The following is a 25,362-nucleotide window of genomic DNA, read 5'->3' as shown; positions in this document are numbered from 1 at the left end:
ATGCAATGGTGCATCGCACCCTCCTGGCCGCGCTCGTCGCGGCTGCCACGGCCGCGGCGACCCTCGTCGCCGCCCCGGCGCAGGCGACCACCCCGCGCACCGCGACCGCCGAGGCGGGCGCGAGCAGTGCCTCCCGGCCGGTCACGAACCTCGACCACCTCGACTTCCTGCTCGACGACGTGCCGCTGCCGGACGTCCCCGGACACAGCACCTACCAGCAGACGCAGCACCCGACCGCGACCGCACCGTGGGTCTACGCGGACCGGAACGCCGACGGGACTTACCGCCGCGTCGGCGGCGGCACGCTCGACCCGGCGACCGGGCACTGGGGGCAGGGCGCGTTCGACGCCGACGACATCAGCCGCGCTGCCGTCGTCTACGTCCGCGACTGGCAGCAGAACGGCACCGCATCGAGCCGGGAGCACGCCCGGGAGCTCCTGCGCTCGCTCACCTACCTGCAGACCGACAGCGGGCCGGACGCGGGCAACGTCGTGCTGTGGCAGCAGACCGACGCGACGCTCAACACCAGCCCGACACCGCCGGACTCGCCGAACCCGTCCGACTCCGCCGACTCGTTCTGGGTCGGTCGCACGATCTGGGCGCTCGGCGAGGCCTACCCGGCGTTCCGGCACGCCGACCCGGGCTTCGCGCGGTTCCTCCAGGACCGCCTGCGTCTGTCGCTCGGCGCGCTCGAGCGGCAGTCGCTCGCCTCCTACGACCGCTACGACACCGTGAACGGATCGCGCGTCCCGTCGTGGCTCGTCGCCGACTCGACGAGCGCGACCGCGGAGGCCGTGCTCGGGCTGAGCGCCTACGTCCGGGCCGTCCCGAGTGACCGGCAGGCGCGCACGGTGCTGCAGCGGGAGACGACGGGCATCGCGGCCATGCAGCGCGGCGACACGACCTCGTGGCCGTTCGGTGCCGTGCTCCCGTCGGCGACCTCGCAGTCGACCTGGAACGCCTGGGGCGGGATGGCCCCGGCGGCGCTCGCGACGGCTGGTTCCGTCCTGCAGCGCTCCGACTGGCAGCGGGACGCGGAGCGCGAGACCGCGCAGTTCGCCGCCGAGGTGCTGGCCTCCGGCGGCCCGGACAACGGGTGGACGCCGACGCCGTTCGACCGGACGCAGATCGCGTACGGCGCCGACTCGCTCGTGCAGTCGTTCCTCGCCGTGGGCGGAGCCGGGCAGGACCGCCTCGCCGCGATCGCCGCGGGCTGGTACTTCGGCGCGAACCCGGCGGGGGTCCCGGTGTACGACCGGTCGACCGGTGCGTGCGTCGACGGCATCGCCGCGGACGGCACGGTCAACCGGGGCTGCGGCGCCGAATCGGCGATCCACACCGCGCTGTCGATGCTCGCGCTCGACGCCCACCCGGCGGTCCGTACTGCGGCCGAGACGGTCACCTCCCGGTCCGACGTCGACGGCATCACGACCGTCGAGGCCGAGGGCGGGGCGCTGTCCGGTGGCGGGGGCGGCCACGTCCCGACCGTCGTCCGTCCGGATGCGGCGTGGACCGGCTCGGCGAACTGGTCCGGGCAGGCGTACGTGCACGCGCCCGCCGGATCGACCATCACGATCACCGTGCCCGCGTTCCGCCAGGACACGCTCCTCTACCCGGTCGTCTCGCAGGCCTCCGGTCCGTCTGGTCGCACGGACTGGACGGTGCGCGGAGCAGACGGCCGGACGCGGTCGCTCGGCTCGACGCCGAACGGCGGCGCGGGGGCGCAGGGCACGGCGTCGACCTCGTCGTTCCTGCACCCGCTCTCGCTGGGCCGGACCGCGCCGGCGGGCACGACGACGATCACGGCGACCGTGCGCGGCGGATCGGCCGACCTCGACGCGGTGCTGCTCCGGCCGGTGGTCTCGCACCTCGGGCTGGGGGCCGGTGCGTCGCCGTCGGACCTGTTCGTGAACGGGACGACCTCGGCACGATCGACCACCGCGACCTTCGAGCAGCGCTCGACCGTGTCGGTGTACGACCGCTCCGGTCGGCTCGTCCGGACCCTGCAGCTCGCTCCTGGAGCCCAGCGGGTGCCGCTCGCACCGGCCGGGTTCACGGTGGCGGCGCCGCGCTGACGCGTCGGACCACGCTCGCCGTGCGCGTGTGCCCCGCTACCGTTGGGGCATGCGCGCACGGCTCCGTCTCCACGCACCGGCCCTCGTGCTGCTGTTGCTCGCCGGGGTGGCCGTCGTGGTGGCGATCCTCGCGGAGTCACTGGCGTGGCCGGTCGCCCCGGCGTTCCCGTCGCTGCACAGCGGCAGCTACTCGTACGTGGCCGGGTCGGCAAGCTTCCGCGCGACGCTCGTGGCGCGGGCAGTGGCGTGGACCGCCGCGGCCCTCGTCGTGCCGCTGGTCGTCGCTGCCCTGCTCGCCGTCGTCGTCCGCGGCCGTCGCCCCCGCCGAGGGACGGCCGGGTCGTGATCGCCCTCAGGCCGTGGCGTTCCACCGACGCCGACGCGCTGGTCGCTGCACGCACCTCGACCGACGACCTCGGCACGCAGTTCGGCCCGCTGCCGGACTCCGGAGCCGCGGCGCGCTTCATCGAGACCGTGCTCGTGACGGCCCCCGACCGGCAGCACTGGGCGATCGTGGTCGACGGTGTCGCGGTCGGCAACGTCGGCCTCACCGCGATCGAGCGACGGCACGACACCGCGTGGGTGTCCTACTGGCTCGCGCGCTCCGGTCGTGGTCGCGGACTGGCGACCCGCGCGGTGGCCACGGTCGCCGAGCGGGCGTTCGGTGACGGGCTGTTCCGGCTCGAGCTCGGGCACCGGGTGAACAACCCCGCGTCGTGCCGCGTCGCGACGGGTGCCGGCTTCCGGGCCGAGGGCGTCGAGCGACGGAAGCTCCGGTACGGCGACGAGCGGTTCGACGTCGAGACGCACGCTCGGTTGGCGACCGATCCGTCCCCCGAGGTCGAGCCGCTGCCCGTCGACGGATCCGCCTGACGGTCCCGCCCCAAAAAGGCTCAGAGCACGGGCCACGAAGGCTCAGAGCACGGACCACCCGCTCGGGAGCGCCGCCCGTCCGGTGAGGGCGCGGAGCAGCACGGGGGCGTCGCCCGAGGACGGATCGGCGTCGCCGACGAGCAGCCCGAGCACCCGGAGCGCTTCCGCTGACGCCGCAGCTGGCGGATCGAGGTCGAGCCCCGCCGCCACCCGGAGGTCGATCGTGTGCACGGTCAGCTCGAACACCCTCGTCGGCAGGTACGCGGCGAGCGCCCACTCCCCCATCGGCGCGGCGATCCGGCGGTCCCCACCGGCATCGCGGACCTGGGCGACGACCCGCTCCACGATCACCGCGACGCTCGCCGGACGGTCCGTCCCGAGGTCACGTCCGGCCTGCCGCCCTCGCTCCGCCACTGCCGCCGGATCCGCGCGCGAGGACCGGACGACCCGGTAGTAGTCGATCGTGGTCGCTGTCGACGTCGTCGTCCCCTCGTCCAGGTACTGCTCGACCGTGGTGAGTGCCCGCACGGTGTGCCCGACGAGGTCGCTCCGGCTCCACTCGCCGAGTGCCGGACGGTCCCACCCCAGCGGTTCCGCGGAGTCGAGCGCCGCGACCGTCGTCGCGAACCACTCCGCGGCGGTCGCGAACGCGTCCCGCGTGCTCGTCCAGGTCATGTCCCACCCTCCCGACCCCATGCTGGCGCGTACGGTCGATCGGCGTTCAGGCGAACCGCGCTCCCGTCAGCCGCAGGGACTCGTCCCAGACCCGGCGAGCCTCGGTGTCGTCGGTCAGGGACGGCCAGGCGTCGATCCAGCCCGCTGGCCCGCCGACGCCGAGGCGCCACGTCGGGGCCGCGAACCGTCCCGCTCCCGCCGGGTCGGTGGCGGCGAGGAGAGCCGGGTACGCGGCCGTCTCGGGGGTGCCGACGACCCAGCCCCGGGCGGAGAGCCAGCGGATGAGCCGGACCGCGGTGGTGTCGGTGCTCCGGCCCATCTCCGGCCGCGCGGCGAGGAGACTCGTCGGCGCGACTCCCGGGTGGCTGATCGTCGTGGTGATCCCCCAGCCCTGGGCCTCGCTCCGCCGTCCGAGCTCGAACGCGAAGAGCGCCGGGGCGATCTTCGACTGGCCGTAGGCCCGCATCGCGTCGTAGGACCGTTCGGACTGCAGGTCGTCCCACTGCACACGGGCTCGACGGGCGGCGATGCTCGTCTGCACGACGACGCGAGCGCCCGCAGCCCGCAGCAGCGGGAACAGCGCGGCGACGAGCGCGACGTGCCCGAGGTGGTTCGTGCCGAACTGCAGCTCGAAGCCGTCCGCCGTGGTCGTTCGCGACGGCGGGGTCATCACGCCGGCGTTCGCGACGAGGATTTCGATGGGTCGGCCGTCCCGGACGAGCCGCTCCCCGAGCGCCGACACCGAGGCCAGGGACGAGAGGTCGAGGGACTCGGCCTCGAGCCGTGCTCCCGGGTGCTCTGCCCGGATGCGGTCCTGCGCCACCGCGAGTTTCGAGGCGTTGCGAGCGGGCATCACGACCTCGGCGCCGGCCGTGGCGAGGTGGGCGGCGATCCGCACGCCGATGCCGTCGCTGGCGCCGGTGACGAGGGCCCGGCGCCCGGTCAGGTCGGGGATGGTCGGTGCGTGGACGGTGCGTGGCATGCTGGGCCCTCCGTGGTCGGTGCCCTCAGCCTGGCCCGCAGCCCGTCCCGGAGCCACGGCCTGACGATCCGTGGCTGGGAGCACCGTGGTGCGAGAAGATCGCCGCATGATCGACCGAACCGGACTCGCCGACTTCCTGCGGAGTCGTCGCGCCGCGCTCCAGCCCGAGGACGTCGGCCTGCCACGAGGGGCCCGACGTCGCACGAGCGGACTCCGGCGCGAGGAGGCGGCGCTCCTCAGCAACATGTCCGCCGACTACTACGCGCGGCTCGAACGGGGGCGCGGACCGCAGCCCTCGGACCAGATGCTCGCGTCGATCGCGCAGGGACTGCGGCTCTCGCTCGACGAACGCGATCACCTGTTCCGCCTGGCCGGGCACGAACCGCCGACGCGCGGTGCCGGGTCGGACCACGTCGGTCCGGGGATCATGCGGATCCTGGACCGTCTCGTCGACACCCCGGCCGAGATCGTCACCGAGCTCGGGGAGACGCTCCGCCAGACACCGCTCGCCGCCGCCCTGGTCGGGGACGCGTCGATCCGCACCGGGCACGCCCGGAGCATCGGGTACCGCTGGTTCACCGACCCGGCCGCGCGGGCGCTGCACCCCGAGGACGAGCACGAGTTCCTGTCGCGGATGTACGTCTCCGGTCTCCGCGGTGTCCTCGCTCGGCGTGGCCCCGGCTCACGGGCCGCAGCCCTCGCCGAGGACCTCCTCGCCCGGAGCGCCGAGTTCCGCGCGGTGTGGGCGCTCCACGAGGTCGGCATCCGTCCGGCCGAGGAGAAGCACTACGTCCACCCGGACGTCGGCCCGCTCACCCTGCAGTGCCAGGTCCTGCAGGACACCGACCGTGCACAACACCTGCTCGTCTACACGGCCGAGCCCGGCAGCGACAGCGCCGACCGGCTCCGACTCCTGTCGGTCATCGGCTCGTCGGTGTCCTCGAGCGCCTGAGAACGGACCGTCACGCACATGCCGACTCGGGCATGCACCACCGACACCGTGTGCGACACTCGCTCGACCACGACCACGACGTCGATCACGACATCGACCACCGCGAAGGAGCCCGCCCGTGCGTGACTCGGAGAAGCTGCACGTCGTCGCCGCGACGCTCCTCACCGTCGGCTTCCTCGGAGGGTTCGCCGCGGTCGCATCGATCGTCTGGGCGCCGGAGGGCGGTGGCGCGAACATCGGGATGGGGCTGCTCGCCCCTCCGTGCTTCCTCGTGGGCCTGGCCGGCATCGCCGTGTCGGTCGCGGCGCTCGTCACGGGCCGGCGGGAGCGTCGCAGCGCGCGGACGACGCAGCGTCGCTGACGCGTCAGCGCCGGAGGAACGCCCCGGCGACGAGTCGGAGCAGCAGTGCGACTCCGCCGAGCACGCCGACACCGGTCGCCACGATCACCAGGACCACGAAGCGTCCCAGCGCCTGCACCTCGCTCTCGTCCTCGCCCGCCGTGACCTGCGCCGCGCACGCGTACACCACGAGGGCCGTGACGAGCAGCAGCAGTCCGATCCACGTCGCGGCCCGGACCGCGATCGGCTGCCGCAGCGCATCGCTCAGCACCGCGGCGCGCGCGGTCGCTCCCTCGGTCTCCCAGTCGGTCGGTCCCGGCATGGTTCCCCCTCCGTCGGCACGATCCTAGGACGCACCGGTGCCGGCCTGGAGACACGCCGCGGCTCGGTCAGGACGCGCGGGCCACGGGGTGGTCACGCCGGGTGGGAGCCGCCCCACGTCACGGCGATGATCGTCACGTCGTCGGCGCGGTCGCCGCGCTCGGCGAGCGCCGCGACGTCGGCGACGAGACCGTCGATGTCGTCGCGGGCATCGACGAACGCCTGCCAGCGGTCCAGCGACGCGAGGTCGCCGCCGAACAGGTCGAGGACACCGTCACTGACGCTGACGACGCTGTCCCCGGGCTGGAGGTCCGTCTCGACGCTGGTCCACCCGGACCCGACCCCGAGCGGCAGGTGTCCGGAGCGGAGGAACTCGCTGCCGCCTGCCGCCCGACGGACCAGGGTCAGCCCGTGACCGGCGTCGACCCATCGCAGGGTCCCGTCGACGCTGATGCGGCCGTGGAAGCACGTCGTGAACTGCGCACTGACCATGTCCACGGAACCGGTGCTCAGGCCGGCGGAGGTCCACCGGAACGCGAGCGCGGGGTCCGGCTCCTCGAGGCTGCTCCGGATGACGGCGCGGACCGCTGCGGCGATCATGCCGGCCCCGACGCCCTTGCCCATGACGTCGCCGAGCGTGAAGCCCATGCCGCCGTCCGGTGTCGGGTACCAGTCGTAGAAGTCGCCGCCGACGGTGCGGGCCGGGACGCAGGTGCCCGCGACGCGGATCGCCGACGGGAGTCCGTTGCCGTCGACGGGCTGCAGGGAGCGCTGCACGATGGCGGCCTGGGTGACCTCGGCCTCGGCGACCCGGCGCGAGCGCTGGGCGACCGTGAGCTGCGCGAGGGACCGTCGGGAGAGCTCGTTGACCACGGCGGCGGCTGCGCTGTAGACGACGGCGGCGATGACCAGCCGGACGACCTCGCTGCCCGGGAACGCGCGTCCGGGTGCAAGGGCGAGCGGCAGCAGGATCGTCACGAACACGCCGAGTACCGGGACGAGGACCCGCCACCGTCCGTGCCCGGCGGCGATCCAGACGACGGGGAGCACGAGGATCGCGAGGAAGACGGACCGGGTCTCGCCGGTGCCGAACCGCAGGAGTCCGACGGCGACGAAGTCGAGCAGCGGGATGACGATCTCGGCGCGCGCCAGACGGGTCGACCGTGCCATGAGCGCCGCGAGGCCGAGCAGCACGACCGCGAGGCCCGCTCCGGTCCACATCGCCGTGGCGTCGGTCACCGTCAACCACACCGGCAGGAGGGTGCTCGCCGCGGCCGCTCCGACGATCAGCGCGGCGACCAGTGCCTGTTTCGCGAGGGGCTCCCACGCGGCCCGCAGGCCGGACAGCACGATGGGACCCGTGTCGGTCGCCCGGACGGTCCGACGGGGTGGTGCCTGCGTCATCCCGCTCCTGTCGACGGCGCTGTCGTCCCGGTGACGGACGACGTTCCCACGGACCACAGTAGTCCGCCGACACGTGTCGAGCGCGCTGATCGCCGCGCCGGCCCGTGGTGCAGGCGACCGTCCTGCCGGAGCCGAGCCGTGCCTCCAGGCAGACCGCGCGGAGCGCGCAGGGCGCGCCGCACACGGCAACGGGTGCCGACCCGCTGTCGCGACCCGGCACCCGCTGTGCTCACTCGACGCTCGCCGTGGCGCGCGCCGAGGCGTCCTCAGCCGATCGAGACGGCCGTCCAGGAGACGGGCGGCAGTTCGATGGTGATCGTGTCGCCCTCGCGGCGGACGGTCTCGTTGGTGCGGAGGCCGACGCGCTCGGTGTCCGAGAGGTCGTTGACGAGGTGCACGTCGTCCTCCCAGATGCCCTCGGCGCGGACCTCGCCGTCCGCGCCGATGCCGGCGAGGTCGATCGTGACGGTGGTCGACTCGGTCTGGTGGCGGTTCACGAGGAACACCGCGGCCCTGCCGTCCTCGATGGTCGCGGCGGAGTCCACGACCGGGACCTCGCCGTACTTGCCACCGTCGACCGTGTCACCCGAGGCCTTGACCTGGAGCGAGGTGCCGTTCGCGAGCTTGGACGTCAGCGAGAACGGGAAGAACGTCGTCTGGCGCCAGGCCGGGCCGCCCGGCTCGGTCATGATCGGGCCGATCACGTTGACGAGCTGCGCGATGCTGGCCGAGGCCACGCGGTCGGCGTGACGGAGCAGCGAGATGAGCAGCCCGCCGACGACGACCGCGTCCGCGACGGTGTAGACGTCCTCGAGCAGGCGCGGCGCGACCGGCCAGTCCTGCAGCTCGAAGGTCTTCTGCTGCTCGTTCCACTTGCTGAGCGACCAGACGTTCCACTCGTCGAACGAGATGTCGATCCGCTTGTCCGACTTCTTGTGCGCCTTGACGTGGTCGGCGGCGGTCGTGACGGTGTCGATGAAGTGGTCCATGTTCACGCCGGACGCGAGGAACGACGACATGTCGCCGTCCTCCTCGTAGTAGGCGTGGGCGGAGATGTAGTCGACGTCGTCGTAGGCGTGCTCGAGGACGGTGCGCTCCCACTCGCCGAACGTCGGCATCGACGCCCCGGAGGACCCGCAGGCGACGAGTTCGAGGTCGGGCTGGATCTGGCGCATGGCCTTGGCGGTCATCGCGGCGAGCTTGCCGTAGTCGTCCGCGTTCTTGTGGCCGAGCTGCCAGGGGCCGTCCATCTCGTTGCCGAGGCACCACATCTTCACGGCGAAGGGCTCCTGGCGGCCGTTCGAGCGGCGGTACTCGCTCAGTGCGGTGCCAGCGTCGATGTTCGCGTACTCGAGGAGCTCGATGGCCTCCTGCGTGCCACGGGTGCCGAGGTTCACCGCGAGCATGAGCTCGGAGTCCACCTGGTCGAGCCAGTGCTGGAACTCGTGCAGCCCGACCTCGTTCGTCTCGGTGGAGTGCCACGCGAGGTCGAGGCGACGGGGACGCTGGTCGACCGGGCCGACGCCGTCCTCCCACTTGTACCCGGAGACGAAGTTGCCGCCCGGGTAGCGGATCGCGGACACGTTCAGCTCCTTGACGAGCTCGATCACGTCCTTGCGGAAGCCGTGCTCGTCGGCGGTCTCGTGCGCGGGCTCGTGGATGCCGTCGTAGACGTGCCGTCCGAGGTGCTCGACGAACCCGCCGAACAGGCGACGGCGCACCGGCCCCACGGTGAACGCGGCGTCGAGGACGAGGTGTGTGCGGGGCATGGATCTCCTTCGATCGTCGTGCGTCGGGGTGACACGAAAGTGAGCGCTCACCCAGCCACAACGCTAGCCGGTTCGGGGCGGGGACGAAAGGGGTGGTGCTCCGGCGTGTCCAGCGCTAATGTGAGCGCTCACGGAGCGATGATGCCCCACGGCACGTCGCCCCGACCGGAGCAGCGAAGGAGCCTCACCACGGGGCTGCGACGCCGCAGCAGTACGGAACACCGACCCTGTTCCGCTCGGCCCGTCCCGATGGAGTGATGCCATGCCGATCCGACCAACCCCGCCCGTGCAGCCGCGCGGTGGGTCCTTCACCCGGCGGAGCCTGCTCGCCGCAGGAGCCGCGGCCGCCACGGTGCTGCCGCTCGCCGCCTGCTCGAGTCCGCTCGCAGCGGGCATCGCCGGTGCCCCGCTCAACCCGGAGACGCTCGTCTTCTGGAACCTCTTCGGCGGCGGTGACGGCGCTCGCATGCAGCAGATGGAGGCGGGCTACGCCAAGCAGCACGGCGGACCGTCCTCGATCCAGGCGACGACGTTCGCCTGGGGCAACCCGTACTACTCGAAGGTGACACTGGCCACCGTCGGGAACAAGCCGCCGGACGTCGCGATCGCCCACCTCACCCGCGCGAAGCCGCTGTGGGACGGCGACCTGCTCGACCCGATCACCTCGGACGACCTCGCGAGCGTCGGCCTGAGCGCCAGCGACTTCAACCAGAAGGCGTGGACGGCGCAGAAGACCGACGGCAAGAACATCTGCATCCCGCTGGACACGCACCCGTTCGTGCTCTTTTACAACGTTGACGTGTGCCAGAAGGCCGGCCTGATCGACAGTGACGGCAAGCTCAAGGACCTCTCCGGGCTGGAGGCGTTCGAACAGGCACTCGCGGCCGTCTCGAAGGTCACCGGCGGCGTCGCGCTCAACGTGGCGAACGTCAGCGAGATCGCGACCCCGTGGCGCTTCTTCTGGACGATGTACAACCAGATCGAGGGGTCGACGCCGTTCATCAGCGACGGCGGCTCGAAGCTCACGGTGAACGAGGACAACTACACCAAGGTCACCACGATGACCGAGAAGTGGGTGAAGAACGGCTGGCTCAACAAGGGCCTCGACTACGCCACCGCCGAGACCCTGATGTTCACCGGCAAAGCCGGGTTCTTCATGCAGGGCGAGTGGGAGATCAGCACGGCGCAGTCGATCAAGGGGCTGAAGTTCGGCATGGCGCCGATCCCGCAGCTCTTCGACAAGCCGGCCACCCAGGCCGACTCGCACACGTTCATCCTGCCGAGGAAGGACCGCACGCCGGAGCAGCGGAAGGCGCACATGCTCTTCATCAAGCAGATGCTGGAGCAGAGCATGACGTGGGCCGAGGGCGGGCACGTGCCGGCCTACATGCCCACGTTCGACAGCACGGCCTACAAGAAGCTCGAGCCGCAGTCGGACTACGCGTCCGCTGCCGAGAGCGCCGTGTTCGACGACCCCGCCTGGTACGGCGGCTCCGGGTCGACGTTCGAGAACACCGTCGGGGCGCAGCTCGCGCTCGTGCAGCAGGGCGCCTCGAGCCCCGCGGCGGCCCTCTCGGCGATCAAGAGCCAGCTCAGCACGTACCTCAACACCCCCAGCCCGCTGTAAGCCCCGCGCGAAAGGCACGACGACGTGACCGCAGCACCAGTCCTGACCCGCCCGACGGAGGCCGCAACGGTCCCGCGGCGGCTCCGCACGCGTGTGAACAGCACCACCCGTGGCCAAGGCCGCAGCGGATGGCTGTTCCTCGCCCCCTTCGGCCTGTTCTACCTGGCCTTCCTGCTCGGCCCGACGGTCTGGATGATCGTCTCGAGCTTCTTCAACACCTCCACCGTCCGCACCGGGCTCGGCAGCTTCGCCGGGTTCGCGAACTACGCGGAGATGCTCGGACGCGCCGACTTCTGGTCGTCGCTCTGGCACACCCTGCAGTTCACGCTCTACACGACCCCGCCACTGGTCATCCTGGCGTTCGTGTTCGCGGTGCTCACGAACCGGATGAACCGCGGCCAGTGGTTCTTCCGCCTGGCGTTCTTCCTGCCGTTCATCCTGCCGTCGGCGACGATCTCGCTGATCTGGGTGTTCATCTTCACCCCCGCGACCGGTCTGTTCGCGTCCGTCCAGCAGGCCCTCGGCATCACGCCGGGCGCCGGCGTGTTGGCCAGCCCGAACACCGCGATGATCGGCGTCGCGATCGCAACGGTCTGGTGGACCCTCGGGTTCAACTTCGTGCTCTACCTGGCGGGTCTCCAGGAGATCCCGCGCGAGCTGTACGAGGCCGCCGCGGTCGACGGCGCGTCGAGCTGGCAGCAGATCAAGTCGATCACCCTGCCGCTCCTCGGCCGCACGACGACGCTCGTCATCCTGCTGCAGATCATCGCGAGCCTGAAGATCTTCGACCAGGTGTACCTGATGACGAACGGCGGCCCGGGCATCTCCACCCAGGTGTCGCTGCAGCTCATCACGGGTGTCGGCTTCACCGACAACCGCCTCGGTGCCGCGTCGGCGGCGTCGGTGCTCCTGTTCATCGTGATCGTCGCGATCGCGGTCATCCGGCAGCTCGTCGAGCGCGCTGCCGCCAAGCGAGAGATCGGTGCCTGACGTGACCACCACCGAGAGCGTCACCACCGCCCGGCCGAAGCTCCGTTCCGGGGTGTCGGCCGCAGCCCCCGCGAACGCGGCGAAGATCGGCGTATCCGGCAGGGGCTTCAACATCGTGGCCGGGATCATCCTCGGGGTGTTCGCGGTCATCTGGCTCATCCCGAGCCTGTTCGCCCTCAAGACATCGCTGTCCGACAACGGTGTCGCCGCGCTCGGGGCGAACTCGATCCTGTCGAACTGGAACCCGACGCTGCACTCCTACGCCGCGCTGTTCCAGGCCGGCGACATCTGGAACTGGTACCTGGCCTCCGGCATCACGAGCCTCGTGACGACGGCACTCACGGTGCTGTTCGCCTCGATGGCCGCGTTCGCGCTGTCGCGCCTGGTGTTCCGCGGTCGCAACGTCGCGTTCCTGCTCATCATCCTGGGCATCATGATCCCGACGCAGGTCCTGATCATCCCGATCTTCCAGGAGCTCAACGCGGTCGGTCTGCTCAACACCTACTGGTCGGTCATCTTCCCGCAGGTGCCCGCGGTCATCGCGGTGTTCATCTTCAAGCAGTTCTTCGACGGCATCCCCCGGGAGCTCGAGGAGGCTGCACGCATCGACGGTGCGGGCATGTGGAAGATCTACTGGTCGGTGATCCTGCCGCTGTCGCGTCCGGTCATCGCCGCGGTCGCGATCCTGACGTTCGTCGGGGTCTGGAACAACCTGCTGCTGCCGCTGTTCGTGCTGTCCAACCCGGACCTCATGACGATCCCGGTCGGGCTCGCCACGGTCCAGGGCAGCTTCGGTCAGCGCTACGCCGACATCCAGGCCGGTGCGATCCTCGCGGCGCTGCCGCTGATCATCCTCTACCTGATCTTCCAGCGGCAGATCGTGGAGGGCGTGACGGGGTCCGGCCTCAAGGGCTGACGCCACCACCTCACGAACGGAGGCACGGTGCCGGCTGGCACCGTGCCTCCCGTCCGTCTGCTGCCCGCGCAGCGCGCCGGGCGCGCCTCAGAGCGGCGCGAGCCGCGTGCGCAGCAGGCAGAACTCGTTGCCCTCCGGGTCCTGCAGGACGTGCCAGGACTCCTCCCCCGTCTGCCCCACGTCGGCCGGCCGTGCGCCGAGCGCCAGCAGTCGCTCCAGCTCGGCGTCCTGGTCGCGGTCGACCGGGCTGAGGTCGAGGTGCAGCCGGAGGGGCTGCGCCTTCGCGTGCTCGACCTTCGCGAGGATGATCGTCGGCGTCGCGCCGCCGAACCCGGAGGCCGGACCGATCTCGATGCCGTCCTCGTCCTTCCCGAGTTCGACGTAGTCGAGCACCGCGCACCAGAAGCGCGAGAGGGCTTCGGGGTCGGCGCAGTTCAGGACGAGTTCGCTCAGTCGGCTGCTCATGCCGCGGACGCTACCCATCGGTGGGCCCACTCGGTCGTCCGCGACGACGACCCGGAGCACAGGCCGCGCGGCTAGCCTTGCTCGTCGTGACGCTCCCCCGCCGGCCCCTGCGCGCCCTCGTGCTCGCCGCGGTGGTGGCTTGCGCGCTGGCCCTCGCCGGGTGCAGCGGGACGTCCGGCACGGAGACCTCCCCGGACGGCGGGCGCGGTGGCGGTGGCGGTGGCGACGCGAGGACCACCGGCTGGTCGTACCAGGACGCCACCGGGACGACGATCCGCCTCGACCACCGCCCCGAGCGGGTGGTCGCCCTCGACGACCTCGCGATCTCGATGGTCCGCTCCGGCCTGCACCCCGTCGGGACCTTCGGCCGGCTCCCGCTCGCCGAGGACGACCGGTGGGACGGCCTCGACACCGACGGCATCGCGGACGTCGGATCGGCGAGCACGACCGACGGTGCCGGCGACGGCTCGGACGGCATCGACGTCGACCGGGTGGCCGCGCTGAGGCCCGACCTCATCGTGACCACGATCGCGCCGGTGGACGCCTCGGGCACGCTCCCGACCGACCACGTCGGGACGGGCATCGCCGACGCTCCGCAGCAGCGGGAACTGGCGAAGATCGCGCCGGTCGCCGAGGTCCGGTGGGGTGGTGACGGCGCCGACGTCGTCCGCGACGTGACCGACCTCACGCTGTCGCTCGGCGCCGAGCAGTCGGTCGTCGACGCAGCGGAGACCGAGTTCGACGACGCCGCGTCGGCGCTGGAGGCAGCGACCCGCGACCACGACGTCCGGCTGACCGCGCTCTACGCCGACCACGACGGTGTCTACGTCGCCCGTCCCGAGGACGTCCCCGCGCTGCAGCTCTGGGCGTCGCACGGTGCCGACCTGACCGTGCCCGGGCCGAAGGGCTACGCGTGGGGCGTGTACTCCTGGCCGAACGCCGGCAAGGTCCGGGGCGACGTGCTGTTGCTCTCGGACCAGGGCTACCAGGCGGACGACCTCGTGCGGCAGCCGACCTTCGCCGACCAGCCGGCCCTCGTCGCGGGGCAGGTGCACCCGTGGACGTCGCCCGTGCTCGACCACGCGTCCCAGGCCGCAGCGATGCGCCAGCTGACCACGTGGATCACCGAGAGCGAGCGCCTCGACCGGTAGCGCGGCCCCGCCCGCCCGCGCGCGCCCGGCTCGCCCGCGCGCGCCCGGCCCGCCCGCGCGCGCCTGCCCGGCCGTACCCCCGCGCGTCCCCGCCTGCCCGGCGAGTCTCGGCCCCGCGGACAGTCCCGCAGCCGGAGGGCCGCGAAACTGTCCGCCCAGCCGAGTCCCGGGAGACCGGCGGCGCCGGCTGGCCGGCCGCGCCCACCCCGCGGCACGGCGGCGGTCACCCTGCCGGGTAGGCCGCGTTCACCGCCTCCTGCGCCTGCTTCCACACCGATGCCCGCGCACCCGCGTACGTCCCGCCCTGGCCGTTGCCGACGTACCGGAGGTTCGTCTTCCCACCGTCCGTGTTGCCCTGCCAGTACGCGGTGACCACGCGGGAGGTCCCACCGACGAGCCACACCTGGTCCGCGACGTCCGTCGTGCCCGTCTTGCCGAACAGCGTCATGCCGTCGGCGGTCTGCCCGCCGGTCGCCGTTCCACCGCGGAACGCGCCCTGCATGACCTCGAACGCGGTTGCGGCGACGACGGGCGAGAGCACCTGTCGGCAGGTCTCCGGCTGTCCGCCGAGGTCCTTCCCGGTGCGGTCCACGACCTCGTCCACCACGACCGGGTCGCAGCGGACGCCGCCGTTCGCGATCGCGGTGTACGCCGACGCCATGGTGAGCGGCGCGATGTTCTCGGTCCCGAGGATCGCCGCCGGGTTCGCACCGACCCAACCGCCCGTCGCGAGGTGGACGCCGAGCCGCTCCGCGACGTCCCGGACGTCGCAGAGGTCGAGCTGCGCGGCCATCGACACGTACGCGCCGTTGACCGACTGCGCCGTCGCCGCACGGACCGAGTACGGACCGGTCTGGCCCGGTGAGTCGTTCCGCGGGTTCCACGGCTCGTCGATCGTCTGTCCGCACTGGGTCCACGTCCGCTGCTCGTGCCGGGTGCCGTCCACCACCGTGTCCGGGCTCCGTCCGGCCTCGAGCCAGGCGAGCAGCGTGAACACCTTGTAGGTCGAGCCGGGCTGGAACCCGGTCGCGTCGCCGGAGGCCTCGTCCACGGCGTAGTTCAGCGAGCTCGACCCTCGGGGTGCCGCCGCCGAGCGGTCGTACGCGGTGTTCTGCGCCATCGTCAGGACACGTCCGGTCGAGGCCTCGACGGAGTCGAACGTCGCGCCGAGGGCGAGTGCGGGTTCGGCGGCCGGGTCGTACCGGTCGAGCAGTGCCTTCTGCTGGGCGTTCCGGTCGAGGTCGAGCGTCGTCTGCACCCGGTACCCGCCCGTCCGCCAGGCCTCGTCGCGTTCGGCCTGCGTCGCTCCGAGCTGCGGCAGCGACCGGGCGACCTGCACGGCGTGTTCGCAGAAGTACTGCGCGCCGTCGACGACCGACGCGCACCCCTGCTGCGGCGCGGTGAGGTGCACGTACTCCGCCGGCTCCGACGCGAGCGCGGTCCGGAGGTCACGGCCCGACAGGTGCCCCTGCTCGTGCATCGCGCGGAGGATGACGTCTCGCCGGGCCTGGTTGTCCCGGTGGTGGGCCGGCGTCGAGAGGTCCCGGCGCTCCGGCCACTGCACGATCGCCACGAGTGACGCCGCCTCGGCCGGGCTGAGGTCCGTGGCGTCCTTGCCGTAGTACCGCTGCGCCGCGGCCTGCACGCCGTAGGTCTGGTCGCCGAAGTACGCGATGTTGAGGTACGCGGTGAGGATCTCCTCCTTCGAGTACCGCTTCGCCAGGCCGATCGCGAGCTTGATCTCCTCGAGCTTCCGCTGCGGGGTCCGGGCCGTGGCCTCCGCGACCGCCGCCTCGGCCTCGGCCGCGGGCAGCTGCGAGGCCTGTTCGATCTTGATGTTCCGGACCAGCTGCATCGTGAGCGTCGACCCGCCGGACCCGCCCTTCCCCTGCTTCGCCGCGACGCTGACGACACTGCGGACGAGCGAGGTCGCGTCGACGCCCCCGTGGTGCCAGAACCGCTTGTCCTCACCGTCGACGGCGGCGTGCTTGAGCGTGTCGCTGATCCGGTCGTACGGCAGCTGCTCGCGGTTCCGGTCGAACACGTCCGCGAGGTGCACGGGCTTCCCGCCGCGGTACGCCCACACCTCGTTGCGGCTCGGCAGCTCGCCGACCTCGATGTACTCCGGCAGCGACGAGAACGCGTCGATCGCCGACGACGTCCCGAACCCCGCCAGCGCGACCGCCGGCGTCACGCCGACGCCGACCACCAGGCCCGCCAGCACGCTCCCGCCGACGAAGCCGCTCACGGCCGCCATCGCTCGTCCGAACCCCATGTGTCCCCCTCGTGCACCGCGGATCGGTGCGTTCCGTGTCGGACCGTGCCGGGCGGACCCGGACGGTCCCCGGGATCTCCCGGGGGATCCCCGGCGCGTGGACTGGGAGAGCGCCGAGTCGGTACGGATCGTTACCCCGTGACGGCCTGGAGGCCCGTGGCGGCGCCGCCACGGGCCTCCAGGCCGTCCTCCGGTCACGTTCCGGCAACGGCCGCCCCTGCTCGCGCTGCCGGTACGCTCGCCCGGTGACCTGCGAACAGTGCGGACGGCCGGTCCGCGGCGAACCCGTGCGGACGGCGACCCGGACGCTGTGCCGGGAGTGCGGCGAGGACTTCCTCGGAGCCGCCGCCGGTCTGCTCGCGGGCGGCGGTGTCCCCGACGCCGTCGCGACCCGGGGCTGGTTCCGTGCGCTGCGGGACGCCGCCCGCGAGCGACGGGACCGGCGGTAGCGAGCGCCGCCGTCAGCGGCGCAGCGCTCCGACCGCGGTCTTCGTCGCGGCGGCCACGAGCGCGTCCGAGGGCTCGGCGTCCGAGCGGTCGGTGCGGGTCATCACGACGAGCACGATCGGTCGCCGCCCCGGAGGTGTCACGACACCGATGTCGTTCCGGACGCCGTACGACCCCGTGCCGGTCTTGTCGGCGACCCGCCAGCCGGACGGCACCCCGGCGCGGATCGTCCCGTCGCCCGTGGTGGTGCCGAGCATCGCGGTCCGGAGCACGCGCTGGTCGTCGGCGTCGAGGGCGTCCCCGAGGAGCACGGCACGGAGGTCGGCCGCGAACTGCTCGGGCGTGCTGGTGTCCCGGTCGTCGCCGGGCGTCGCCGCGTTCAGGTCGGGCTCGAGCCGGTCGACGCGGGTCACACGGTCACCGATGCCACGGAGCCAGGACTCGACGGCGTCCGGGCCTCCGAGGCGCTCCACGAGGAGGTTCGCCGCGGTGTTGTCGCTCACACTGACGGCTGCGTCGACGAGCGCCCGGACGGTCATCCCGGTGTCGACCGAGCGCGAGGTGACCGGTGCGTACTCGAGCAGGTCGCCGCGGTCGTAGTGGATGATCGTGTCGAGGTCCGCCGCCGTCGACCGGTCGAGCACGGCCGCGGCGATGAACACCTTGTTCGTCGACGCGAACGGGAAGCGCTCGTCGCCGCGGTACGCGAGCGTCGTCCCGGACTCCGTGTCGACGGCGACGACACCGAGTCGGGCGTCGGACTCCCGTTCGAGCGCAGCCAGGGCGCCGTCTGCCGAGACCGTCGGCGCGGCGGTCGGGACGTCGGTGGGTGCAGCGGCTCCCGGAGTCGTCGCCTGCCCGACCGGTGCGCCGGGTCCGGAGCACCCGACGAGGGCTGCGGTGAGGCCGGCACCGACGATCACGGCCGTCCATCGTGGAGCACGCACGACCCCAGCCTGCACGAACGACGGCCTCAGGGTTCGATCGACACCCAGTCGATGAGCACGTGGCCGGGCTTGCCGGTGTTGCCGATCTGGAACGTGTACCGGTGCGGGGTGGTCGGCACCGACTCCGTCACCGTCTCGAGCAGCACCCCGTCGAGGAAGTAGCTGACCGACTTCCCCGGCACCCAGACCGTCGTGTACGTGTGCCAGTCCTTCCACGACGCGTCGGTCAGGATCCGGTACGCCTTGTCGGCGTGGCCCGGCACCATCGAGTGGTGGAACACGTCCGGCTTGCCGGAGAAACCGCCCTCGGGGTAGTCGAGCTCCCCCTCGGACGCGTCGTTCGACGTCGGCCAGAGCATGACCGCCGTCCCGTTGCCCCGACCGCCCTCGACCTTCATGCGGATGCTGAACGTGCCGCCGGTCTGCGCCCACGCCGTCGCCGGCGGTCCGAAGACCCCGGCCGCGCCCTGGGTGCCGTTCATCGCGACGTCCATGACGCCGTCGTGTGCACTGATCAGTGCGCCCGAGTAGTACTTGTCGCTCGTGCCCTCGTCGTACGCCTGCCAGGCGTTCGCGTAGGTCGCGCCGAACGGTCCACCGCTCGCCGCCGGGGTCGTGAAGTCCTCGAAGAACGCCGCCTGCGGACCGAGCACGGGTTCCGGAACGGTCGGGGTGGGTGTCCGGGGTTGCACGGCGCCCTCCGAGGTCGAGCCGGACGGGTGCCCGGAAGCGGCGCCGCCGGCTGGCTCACCGGAGGCGGTCGTGCCGTCGGGAGCAGCACCGTCCGGCGTCTGCTGCGTCGACGCCGCGCTGCTCGGCGTCGCGCCGCTCGGCGACGCGCCGCTCGTCGTCGCGCTGCTGGGCGACGGCGACAGCGACGGGAGGAGCTCGCTGCCCTGCGCCGGCGTGAGGAACGCCAGCATCACGGCGACGGTGACCCCGGCAACGACCAGCACGACGGCTCCGCGGAGGAAGCCCCCGCGCGTCGAGGTGGTCCGCTCGCGCCGTTGCGAGGTGCGTTGCCGTTTCACGATCTGCTCCTGTACTGCCCTGTCACCATCAGGTTCACGCACGGAACGAATCGGCGCCTCCCTTCGCGGGGTCCACGGCGGCAAGCCGCACGGGCGTGCGGGAAACCGAGCACCGGTAGCGTGGCCCGCATGGCCGTCCGACTCACCCGTCTCGACCCCACCGGCGCCGACCGGCAGGCCCTGGTCGCCTTCCTCACGACCGAGGAGTTCCCGTTCCACGTGCGACGTCGCATCGACCGCGCAGACGCCGAGCACGACGTCGACGGCGGTGCATGGCGCGACGACGAACACGACTCGTTCTGGATCGACTCGGACGAGCGGGGCCGCGTCGGCGTGCTCCGCCTGGAGGACCTCGAGGACCCGGTGCCACTCTTCGACCTCCGCATCGCCGGCGAGCACCGCGGGCAGGGGTTCGGCGTGCAGGCGCTCCGCGCGGCGACCGACCACGTGTTCCGGACGCTGCCCGAGGTGACGCGCTTCGAGGGGCAGACCCGCGAGGACAACACGGCGATGCGGCGGACGTTCCTCCGCGCGGGGTGGGTCAAGGAGGCGCACTACCGGGAGGGCTGGCCCGTACCCGGTGGGGAGCCGCTCGCGTCGGTCGCCTACGGCGTGCTGCGGCGCGACTGGGAGTCCGGCACCACGACCCCGGTCCCGTGGGACGACGAGCCGGCCTGACCGCCGGACCCTGCCATGCCTCCGCGCGCGAGCTCGTCGCGGAGTGCTCGGATCTCCGCGGTGAGCTCGCGGAGTTCGCGTCGGGTCGCGGTCTGCGCTTCCTCGTTGCGACGGCCGACCTGATCGATGATCCAGCTCGCGATCGTCGCCGTGACCACTCCGAGGAGGGCGATCCCGCTGATCATCACGCCGGTGGCGATCAGACGACCCTCGACCGTGACCGGTGTGAGGTCGCCGTAGCCGACGGTCGTGATCGTCACGACCGACCACCACAGAGCGTCACCGAACGAGACGATGCTCGCTCCGGGGGCACGGTGTTCGACGTCGAACACCGCCAAGGCGGAAACGAACACGAGCAGGGTCGTGGTCGCGACCACGTACACGGTCACCCGCCCACGGACAGCCGTGCCGGTCGTGTGCTGGAGGACACGGAACAGCTGCACCAGCCGGAGCAGCCGCAGGGGTCGCAGGAACGGCAGCACGATGACGGCGAGGTCGAGCAGGTGCATGACGAACCACCGCCCGCGTCGCTCCGCCGTCGTGAGCATGACCAGGTAGTCGACGATGAACATCGCCCAGGTGACCTTGACGACCGTCTCGCACAGGACCCGCACGGCGCCTGACGGATCGGCGAGCACCTCGATCGCGTACGCGGCGAGGAACGCCAGCGCCGCCGCCGCGAGCGGCCACTGCGTCCACCGGACCCAGGTCGTCTGTCTGAGCTGCATGCACGAACGCTAGCCGGATGCCACCGTCGCCCAGCGCACCAGGTCGTCGAGCCCCGGGTGGTACTCGTTCGTCGTGTCGACCTCGAGCAGTGGGCAGCCGAGGTCGAGCGGCGGCACGGTCGCCGGCGCGTTCGCGAGCGCGCGGTCGTTCAACCGCGCCTCGTGACCCCGGGCGACGAACCGCTCGTGCCACGTCGGCGTCACGCAGTGGAGGTTCCGGATCGGCCACGGACCGCCGAGGACGTCGCGGACCTCCGCCTCGGACTGCCCGCGGTACAACGTCGCCTCCGCGATGACGCTGGACCCCGCCCGGGCGTACGCCGCCGTCACGCTCCAGAACGCGGCGACGCCCTGCGGCACGACCTGATCGCGGTCGACGTCGCCCGCCGCCGTGATCCCGGCGTAGAGCTCGTCGCGGTGCACCTGCGGCCAACCGAGCTGCGCGGCGAGCGCCGTCGCGAGCGTCGTCTTGCCGCTCCCGGGTGCGCCGCTCACGAGCAGGATCGTCACGGCGCTCCCCAGACGACGACGCTCCGCCAGAAGAGTCCCGGCCACACCCGGGCGTCGGGCAGGTGTCGCCGGGCGGACGACCGCACTTCCCGGTGGGACAGGGTCGGCGCGACCGTCGGTGCGGTCATGTGCTCCGGAGCGCGATCGGTCCCGAGCGGGTGCCGCACGAATCCCACGATCGGGTTGGCCACGAGCGAGAAGACCACGCGGGGCAGGTCAGCCCACGTCGAGCGAGTGGGGGCGATCGCGACGAGTCGCCCGCCGGGGCGGACGAGCGCGCGCAGCCGTGGGAGCGCGTCGTCGGCGTCGAGGTGGTGGAGCGAAGCCACGAGGACGACGAGGTCGACCGGCTCGGCGGGCAGCTCCGCGGTGATCCGCGCGCCGCTGCGCGCGGCGAGTCGCGCCATCCGTGGGTCCGGCTCGACACCGGCCGCGTCCGGGAGCACGCGACGGAGCCGGGCGAGCAGCAGCCCGGCTCCGCAGCCCACGTCGAGGACACTGCTCCCCCCGCGCCGCCGGAGCGCGCGGGCATGGGCGACGACGAACCACGAGTAGGCCGCGTTGTGTGACCAGAGGTGTCGCGCGTTCCAGCGGTCGAGGGTGGCCGACAGCGGGTGCATGGTGACCAACCTACGGACAGGCGGCCCGTGGCGGCGCCACCACGGGCCTCCCGTCCGTCCTTCGATCGCGTGGGCGACGCGCGTCGGGGGACGAATCTGAGCATGCACTCGGAGTCGTTGCACTCAGTGCATCGATGCACCTAGTGTTCACAGACGTGACCCTCGCACCCGACCGCCGTGCCGCCCTCAAGGCGAAGCACCGTGCAGCGATCCTGCAGGCCGCGCGCGACCTCATCGCGGAGCAGGGCGGACGCGAGTTCGGGGTCGACGACCTCGCGGCGCGGGCCGACGTCGCGCGACGGACGGTCTTCAACCACTTCGCGTCCCTCGACGAGGTCCTCCTCACCGTCTGCGAAGAGGAGCTGTCGGTCATCATCGACCGCTTCCTGGCCGACATGGCGAAGACCCCGGTCGGCGACGGGTCGCGGTCGTCGATGTTCGACGAGCTCGAGTCCGCCGCCCGCGGAGCCGACCTCGCGCCGGCGATCGCGAGCATGTACCGGATCCTCGGCGAACCCGGCAAGTCCGACCCGAAGGCCGCGGTGCTCACCCAGACCGCGTTCTCCCGGGTCACCGAACGACTGCGCGACGAGGTCACCCGCCGCCACCCGGCCGCGGACGAGCTCGACGCCGCGCTGCTCGTGGAGTCACTCATGAGCGGCATCGTCGTGATCGCGGACCACTGGCTCACGCACACGGGCCCCTCGCTCGACCGCGCATCCCTGGACGCGTGGGACGCGTTGCTGAGCAGACTCGTCCACAGCGTCCGCAGCGGCTACATGCCCACCGACTGATCGTCACCCCCAGGGGTCCACCGGCGCACCCCGTCACCACTCAGCACGCACAACGAAAGGAACGGGGCTCTCCGCATGGCCGGTCTCCTCTACCGACTCGGGCGCTTCTCCGCCCGCAGGCACTGGCTCGTGATCATCGCGTGGATCGTGATCATGGGCATCGCCGGGCTCACCTACAGCCTGTTCGCCGGCTCGATCTCGTCCTCGATCTCGATCCCGAACACCAAGACCAGCCAGGTGCAGGACGAGCTCGCGGACAAGTTCCCGTCCGCGAACGGCGGCACCGGCACGCTCGTCTTCACGACCACGAACGGCAAGGCGTTCACGGACGACCAGAAGACCGAGGTCAAGGACTTCCTCGACGGGCTGAAGAGCGAGGACGGCGTCAAGGACGTCACCGACGGCTTCACGACGCAGCAGCAGCTCGACGACCAGCGGCAGAAGATCGTCGACGGCCGCGAGCAGATCAGCGACGGCCGGAAGCAGATCTCCGACGGCCGGAAGCAGATCGAGGACGGCCAGGACCAGCTCGACGCGCAGAAGTCGCAGCTCGAGTCGGGCAAGACGAAGATCGAGCAGGCGCAGCAGCAGCTCGACGCGCAGAAGGCCCAGGCCGAGGCCGCCGGTGCCGCCGCCTCCGCAGCCGCGCAGGCACAGCTGCAGCAGGCCCAGGCGCAGATCGACGCGCAGCAGCAGCAGATCACCGCGGGTCAGCAGCAGATCACGGCAGCCCAGCAGCAGATCGACGAGAACACGAAGAAGCTCGACGAGAACGAGCAGAAGCTGGACGACAGCGAGCAGGAGCTCGAGCAGGGGTCGAAGCTCCTCGACCTGTCGAAGGACATCCGGTTCGTGTCCTCGAACGACTCCGCCGCGATCGGCACCGTGCAGTTCACGAAGTCGACCTACGAGGTGCCGCAGAGCACGAAGCAGGCCATCTCGGACAAGGCCGAGGCGGCGAAGATCAGCGGCGTCGACGTGTACGTGTCGAACGACATCGCGCAGGGCGTGCCGTCGATCCTCGGTCCGGGCGAGATCATCGGCGTGATCATCGCCGCACTCGTGCTGTTCCTCATGCTCCGCACGGTGATCGGCGCCGCGATCCCGCTCGTCTCCGCGGTGCTCGGCGTCGGCGTCGCGTCCCTCGCGGCGCTGTCGTTCTCGAGCCTCGTCGAGTTCATCTCGGTCACGCCGGTCCTGGGGGTGATGCTGGGCCTGGCGGTCGGCATCGACTACTCGCTCTTCATCCTCAACCGACACCGCACGCAGTTGAAGGCCGGCATGGGCGTGCACGAGTCGATCGGCCTCGCGAACGGGACCTCCGGCAACGCGGTCGTCTTCGCCGGCACGACGGTCATCGTGGCCCTGCTCGCGCTGAACATCACGGGCATCCCGTTCCTCGGGCTGATGGGCACGGTCGGCGCCGTCGCGGTGCTGTTCGCGATCCTCATCGCGACGTCGTTCACCCCGGCGCTGCTCTCGCTGCTCGGCATGCGCATCCTGCGCCGCAAGGAGCGCGAGCGGGTCGGCAACACGGACTCGATCCGGGTGCCGAACAAGCCGATGTCGACCTGGCGCGCCGTCATCACGCTCGTCGCCGGCGTCGCCGTGCTCGGCACCATCGCCCTGCCCGCGACGCAGATGCGACTCGGCCTGCCCACGGGTGCGTCCGAGGACGTCGAGTCGTCGCAGTACCAGGCCTACAAGACCCTGTCGGACGAGTTCGGCGCCGGTCAGAACGGTCCACTGCTCGTCGTGGCGAACCTGCCGAAGGCGGTCAGCAAGGACGACGTCACCGCGACCGAGGTCACCATCGGCCAGGCCCTGGCGAAGAACGACGACGTCGAGGCCGTGCTCCCGATCGGTGCGTCGGAGGACCGCGACATCATCGCGTTCCAGGTGAAGCCCGCCGGCGGCCCGGACAGTGTCTCGACCGAGACGCTCGTGAAGGACCTGCGCGAGCAGCAGGTGAGCGTCGACGACGGGAAGGCCACGCTCGGCGTCGCGGGCAACGCCTCCGCGAACATCGACGTGTCCGAGAAGCTCTCGAACGTGCTGCCGCTCTACCTCGCGGTCGTCGTCGGGCTGTCGCTCATCATCCTGATCATCGTGTTCCGGTCGTTCCTCGTGCCGATCACCGCGACGGCCGGGTTCATCCTGTCCGTGCTCGCGTCGTTCGGTGGCCTGACCGCGATCTACCAGTTCGGCTGGCTCGGCTCCGTGTTCGGCGTGCACGACCCGGCGCCGATCCTGAGCTTCCTGCCGATCATCGAGATCGGGATCCTGTTCGGGCTCGCGATGGACTACCAGCTGTTCCTCGTGTCGGGCATGCGCGAGGCGTACGCCCACGGCGCATCGGCGAAGGTCGCGGTCCAGCGGGGCCTGCACGCCGGACGGGCCGTGGTCACGGCGGCGGCGATCATCATGATCTCCGTCTTCGCGGGCTTCATCTTCTCCGACTCGTCGACGATCAAGCCGATCGGCTTCGGGCTCGCCTTCGGTGTGCTGCTCGACGCGTTCGTGGTGCGGATGCTGCTCATCCCCGCGGTCATGCACCTGCTCGGACGCAGCGCCTGGTGGATCCCGAAGTGGCTCGACCGCATCCTGCCGGACGTGGACGTCGAGGGCGCCAAGCTCGAACGCGCCCACCCGAGCGGCGGGCACGGCGAGCTCGCCCAGCGAGGCGGCGACGCCGAGCACCACGGCGCGCACGCCGCGGCGGCCGAGCCGGACGCGAACCCGCACGAGGGCCACACTCCGACGCACCGCGCGTAGCGCTCCGCGCTGACGCA

25 protein-coding genes are annotated in these 25,362 nt (G+C 71.8%); 13 read left to right on the top strand and 12 right to left on the bottom strand.

Annotated features, from left to right (window positions below):
- Nucleotides 1-5: 5 nt before the first annotated feature.
- Genes QPJ90_RS09315 through QPJ90_RS09305 form a run of 3 tightly spaced genes read left to right on the top strand, consistent with a single transcriptional unit; the run spans nucleotide 6 to nucleotide 2,948 of the window.
- On the top strand, nucleotides 6-2,075 hold the full coding sequence (locus tag QPJ90_RS09315; RefSeq protein ID WP_290130971.1) for a hypothetical protein: 2,070 nt from the start codon (nucleotides 6-8) through the stop codon (nucleotides 2,073-2,075).
- Nucleotides 2,076-2,124: 49 nt separating this feature from the next.
- Nucleotides 2,125-2,421, top strand: a complete 297-nt coding sequence (locus tag QPJ90_RS09310) for a hypothetical protein (RefSeq protein ID WP_290130970.1) — start codon at nucleotides 2,125-2,127, stop codon at nucleotides 2,419-2,421.
- Complete coding sequence (locus tag QPJ90_RS09305; protein ID WP_290130969.1) at nucleotides 2,418-2,948, top strand: GNAT family protein; 531 nt, start codon at nucleotides 2,418-2,420, stop codon at nucleotides 2,946-2,948. Before QPJ90_RS09310 ends, QPJ90_RS09305 begins: the two co-directional genes overlap by 4 nt.
- A 42-nt stretch (nucleotides 2,949-2,990) precedes the next feature.
- On the opposite strand, the gene QPJ90_RS09300 is transcribed toward QPJ90_RS09305, so the two are convergent.
- Together QPJ90_RS09300 and QPJ90_RS09295 are read right to left on the bottom strand one after the other, a co-directional pair.
- Nucleotides 2,991-3,623, bottom strand: coding sequence for a maleylpyruvate isomerase N-terminal domain-containing protein (locus QPJ90_RS09300; RefSeq protein WP_290130968.1), 633 nt, complete (start codon nucleotides 3,621-3,623; stop codon nucleotides 2,991-2,993).
- Between the two features lie 46 nt (nucleotides 3,624-3,669).
- The gene (locus tag QPJ90_RS09295; RefSeq protein ID WP_290130967.1) at nucleotides 3,670-4,605 is read right to left on the bottom strand and encodes an SDR family oxidoreductase; all 936 of its coding nucleotides are present in this window, start codon (nucleotides 4,603-4,605) and stop codon (nucleotides 3,670-3,672) included.
- 106 nt (nucleotides 4,606-4,711) lie between these two features.
- On the opposite strand from QPJ90_RS09295, the gene QPJ90_RS09290 reads away from it, so the two are divergent.
- Entirely contained in the window at nucleotides 4,712-5,557 is an 846-nt protein-coding gene (locus QPJ90_RS09290) for a helix-turn-helix transcriptional regulator (protein ID WP_290130966.1), read from the top strand.
- 118 nt (nucleotides 5,558-5,675) lie between these two features.
- On the top strand, nucleotides 5,676-5,918 hold the full coding sequence (locus QPJ90_RS09285) for a hypothetical protein (protein ID WP_290130965.1): 243 nt from the start codon (nucleotides 5,676-5,678) through the stop codon (nucleotides 5,916-5,918).
- 4 nt (nucleotides 5,919-5,922) lie between these two features.
- Here QPJ90_RS09285 and QPJ90_RS09280 read toward each other — a convergent pair whose 3' ends face one another.
- The 3 genes from QPJ90_RS09280 to QPJ90_RS09270 form a co-directional block, all read right to left on the bottom strand.
- On the bottom strand, nucleotides 5,923-6,219 hold the full coding sequence (locus QPJ90_RS09280; protein ID WP_290130964.1) for a hypothetical protein: 297 nt from the start codon (nucleotides 6,217-6,219) through the stop codon (nucleotides 5,923-5,925).
- A gap of 92 nt (nucleotides 6,220-6,311) precedes the next feature.
- Nucleotides 6,312-7,622: a SpoIIE family protein phosphatase gene (locus QPJ90_RS09275; protein ID WP_290130963.1), complete on the bottom strand. Its 1,311-nt coding sequence runs from the start codon at nucleotides 7,620-7,622 to the stop codon at nucleotides 6,312-6,314.
- Nucleotides 7,623-7,888: 266 nt separating this feature from the next.
- The gene (locus tag QPJ90_RS09270) at nucleotides 7,889-9,391 is read right to left on the bottom strand and encodes an alpha-N-arabinofuranosidase (RefSeq protein ID WP_290130962.1); all 1,503 of its coding nucleotides are present in this window, start codon (nucleotides 9,389-9,391) and stop codon (nucleotides 7,889-7,891) included.
- 262 nt (nucleotides 9,392-9,653) lie between these two features.
- Here QPJ90_RS09270 and QPJ90_RS09265 point away from each other — a divergent pair, with 262 nt between their 5' ends.
- The 3 genes from QPJ90_RS09265 to QPJ90_RS09255 are packed head-to-tail and all read left to right on the top strand — an operon-like array spanning nucleotide 9,654 to nucleotide 12,924.
- Nucleotides 9,654-11,018, top strand: coding sequence for an extracellular solute-binding protein (locus tag QPJ90_RS09265; protein WP_290130961.1), 1,365 nt, complete (start codon nucleotides 9,654-9,656; stop codon nucleotides 11,016-11,018).
- 24 nt (nucleotides 11,019-11,042) lie between these two features.
- Nucleotides 11,043-12,008, top strand: coding sequence for a sugar ABC transporter permease (locus QPJ90_RS09260; protein ID WP_290130960.1), 966 nt, complete (start codon nucleotides 11,043-11,045; stop codon nucleotides 12,006-12,008).
- A gap of 1 nt (nucleotide 12,009) precedes the next feature.
- Complete coding sequence (locus QPJ90_RS09255) at nucleotides 12,010-12,924, top strand: carbohydrate ABC transporter permease (RefSeq protein WP_290130959.1); 915 nt, start codon at nucleotides 12,010-12,012, stop codon at nucleotides 12,922-12,924.
- An 87-nt stretch (nucleotides 12,925-13,011) separates the two neighbouring features.
- On the opposite strand, the gene QPJ90_RS09250 is transcribed toward QPJ90_RS09255, so the two are convergent.
- Nucleotides 13,012-13,389, bottom strand: coding sequence for a VOC family protein (locus tag QPJ90_RS09250; RefSeq protein ID WP_290130958.1), 378 nt, complete (start codon nucleotides 13,387-13,389; stop codon nucleotides 13,012-13,014).
- An 86-nt stretch (nucleotides 13,390-13,475) separates the two neighbouring features.
- Here QPJ90_RS09250 and QPJ90_RS09245 point away from each other — a divergent pair, with 86 nt between their 5' ends.
- Nucleotides 13,476-14,540, top strand: coding sequence for an ABC transporter substrate-binding protein (locus tag QPJ90_RS09245; RefSeq protein ID WP_290130957.1), 1,065 nt, complete (start codon nucleotides 13,476-13,478; stop codon nucleotides 14,538-14,540).
- A 223-nt stretch (nucleotides 14,541-14,763) separates the two neighbouring features.
- On the opposite strand, the gene QPJ90_RS09240 is transcribed toward QPJ90_RS09245, so the two are convergent.
- Nucleotides 14,764-16,815 (bottom strand): transglycosylase domain-containing protein, encoded by a 2,052-nt coding sequence (locus QPJ90_RS09240; protein ID WP_290130956.1) that lies wholly within the window; start codon nucleotides 16,813-16,815, stop codon nucleotides 14,764-14,766.
- Nucleotides 16,816-17,060: 245 nt separating this feature from the next.
- Between QPJ90_RS09240 and QPJ90_RS09235 the strand changes: the two genes are divergently transcribed.
- Nucleotides 17,061-17,264 carry a hypothetical protein gene (locus QPJ90_RS09235; protein ID WP_290130955.1) on the top strand — a complete coding sequence of 68 codons (204 nt, stop codon included), beginning with the start codon at nucleotides 17,061-17,063 and terminating at the stop codon, nucleotides 17,262-17,264.
- A gap of 12 nt (nucleotides 17,265-17,276) precedes the next feature.
- On the opposite strand, the gene bla is transcribed toward QPJ90_RS09235, so the two are convergent.
- Nucleotides 17,277-18,209 (bottom strand): class A beta-lactamase, encoded by a 933-nt coding sequence (bla, locus tag QPJ90_RS09230; RefSeq protein ID WP_290130954.1) that lies wholly within the window; start codon nucleotides 18,207-18,209, stop codon nucleotides 17,277-17,279.
- Between the two features lie 26 nt (nucleotides 18,210-18,235).
- The gene (locus QPJ90_RS09225; protein ID WP_290130953.1) at nucleotides 18,236-19,240 is read right to left on the bottom strand and encodes a family 16 glycosylhydrolase; all 1,005 of its coding nucleotides are present in this window, start codon (nucleotides 19,238-19,240) and stop codon (nucleotides 18,236-18,238) included.
- A gap of 129 nt (nucleotides 19,241-19,369) precedes the next feature.
- On the opposite strand from QPJ90_RS09225, the gene QPJ90_RS09220 reads away from it, so the two are divergent.
- Complete coding sequence (locus QPJ90_RS09220) at nucleotides 19,370-19,918, top strand: GNAT family protein (protein ID WP_290130952.1); 549 nt, start codon at nucleotides 19,370-19,372, stop codon at nucleotides 19,916-19,918.
- Here the strand turns inward: QPJ90_RS09220 and QPJ90_RS09215 are convergent.
- From QPJ90_RS09215 to QPJ90_RS09205, 3 genes are read right to left on the bottom strand one after another with little or no spacing between them, the layout of a single operon-like run.
- On the bottom strand, nucleotides 19,846-20,646 hold the full coding sequence (locus QPJ90_RS09215) for a potassium channel family protein (RefSeq protein ID WP_290130951.1): 801 nt from the start codon (nucleotides 20,644-20,646) through the stop codon (nucleotides 19,846-19,848). The two genes, QPJ90_RS09220 and QPJ90_RS09215, sit on opposite strands and share 73 nt — an antisense overlap.
- Before the next feature lie 9 nt (nucleotides 20,647-20,655).
- The gene (locus QPJ90_RS09210) at nucleotides 20,656-21,141 is read right to left on the bottom strand and encodes an AAA family ATPase (RefSeq protein WP_290130950.1); all 486 of its coding nucleotides are present in this window, start codon (nucleotides 21,139-21,141) and stop codon (nucleotides 20,656-20,658) included.
- An 11-nt stretch (nucleotides 21,142-21,152) separates the two neighbouring features.
- Nucleotides 21,153-21,776 carry a class I SAM-dependent methyltransferase gene (locus QPJ90_RS09205; RefSeq protein WP_290130949.1) on the bottom strand — a complete coding sequence of 208 codons (624 nt, stop codon included), beginning with the start codon at nucleotides 21,774-21,776 and terminating at the stop codon, nucleotides 21,153-21,155.
- Between the two features lie 155 nt (nucleotides 21,777-21,931).
- Between QPJ90_RS09205 and QPJ90_RS09200 the strand changes: the two genes are divergently transcribed.
- Nucleotides 21,932-22,570: a TetR/AcrR family transcriptional regulator gene (locus QPJ90_RS09200; RefSeq protein ID WP_290130948.1), complete on the top strand. Its 639-nt coding sequence runs from the start codon at nucleotides 21,932-21,934 to the stop codon at nucleotides 22,568-22,570.
- Nucleotides 22,571-22,645: 75 nt separating this feature from the next.
- Nucleotides 22,646-25,345, top strand: a complete 2,700-nt coding sequence (locus QPJ90_RS09195) for an MMPL family transporter (protein WP_290130947.1) — start codon at nucleotides 22,646-22,648, stop codon at nucleotides 25,343-25,345.
- Nucleotides 25,346-25,362: the final 17 nt, after the last annotated feature.

The sequence above is a fragment of the Curtobacterium sp. 458 genome (assembly GCF_030406605.1).
In the GTDB taxonomy this organism is placed as follows: Bacteria; Actinomycetota; Actinomycetes; order Actinomycetales; family Microbacteriaceae; genus Curtobacterium.
The sequence above is the reverse complement of the archived record's forward strand: the minus strand, read 5'-3'. Positions and strand labels throughout refer to the sequence as shown.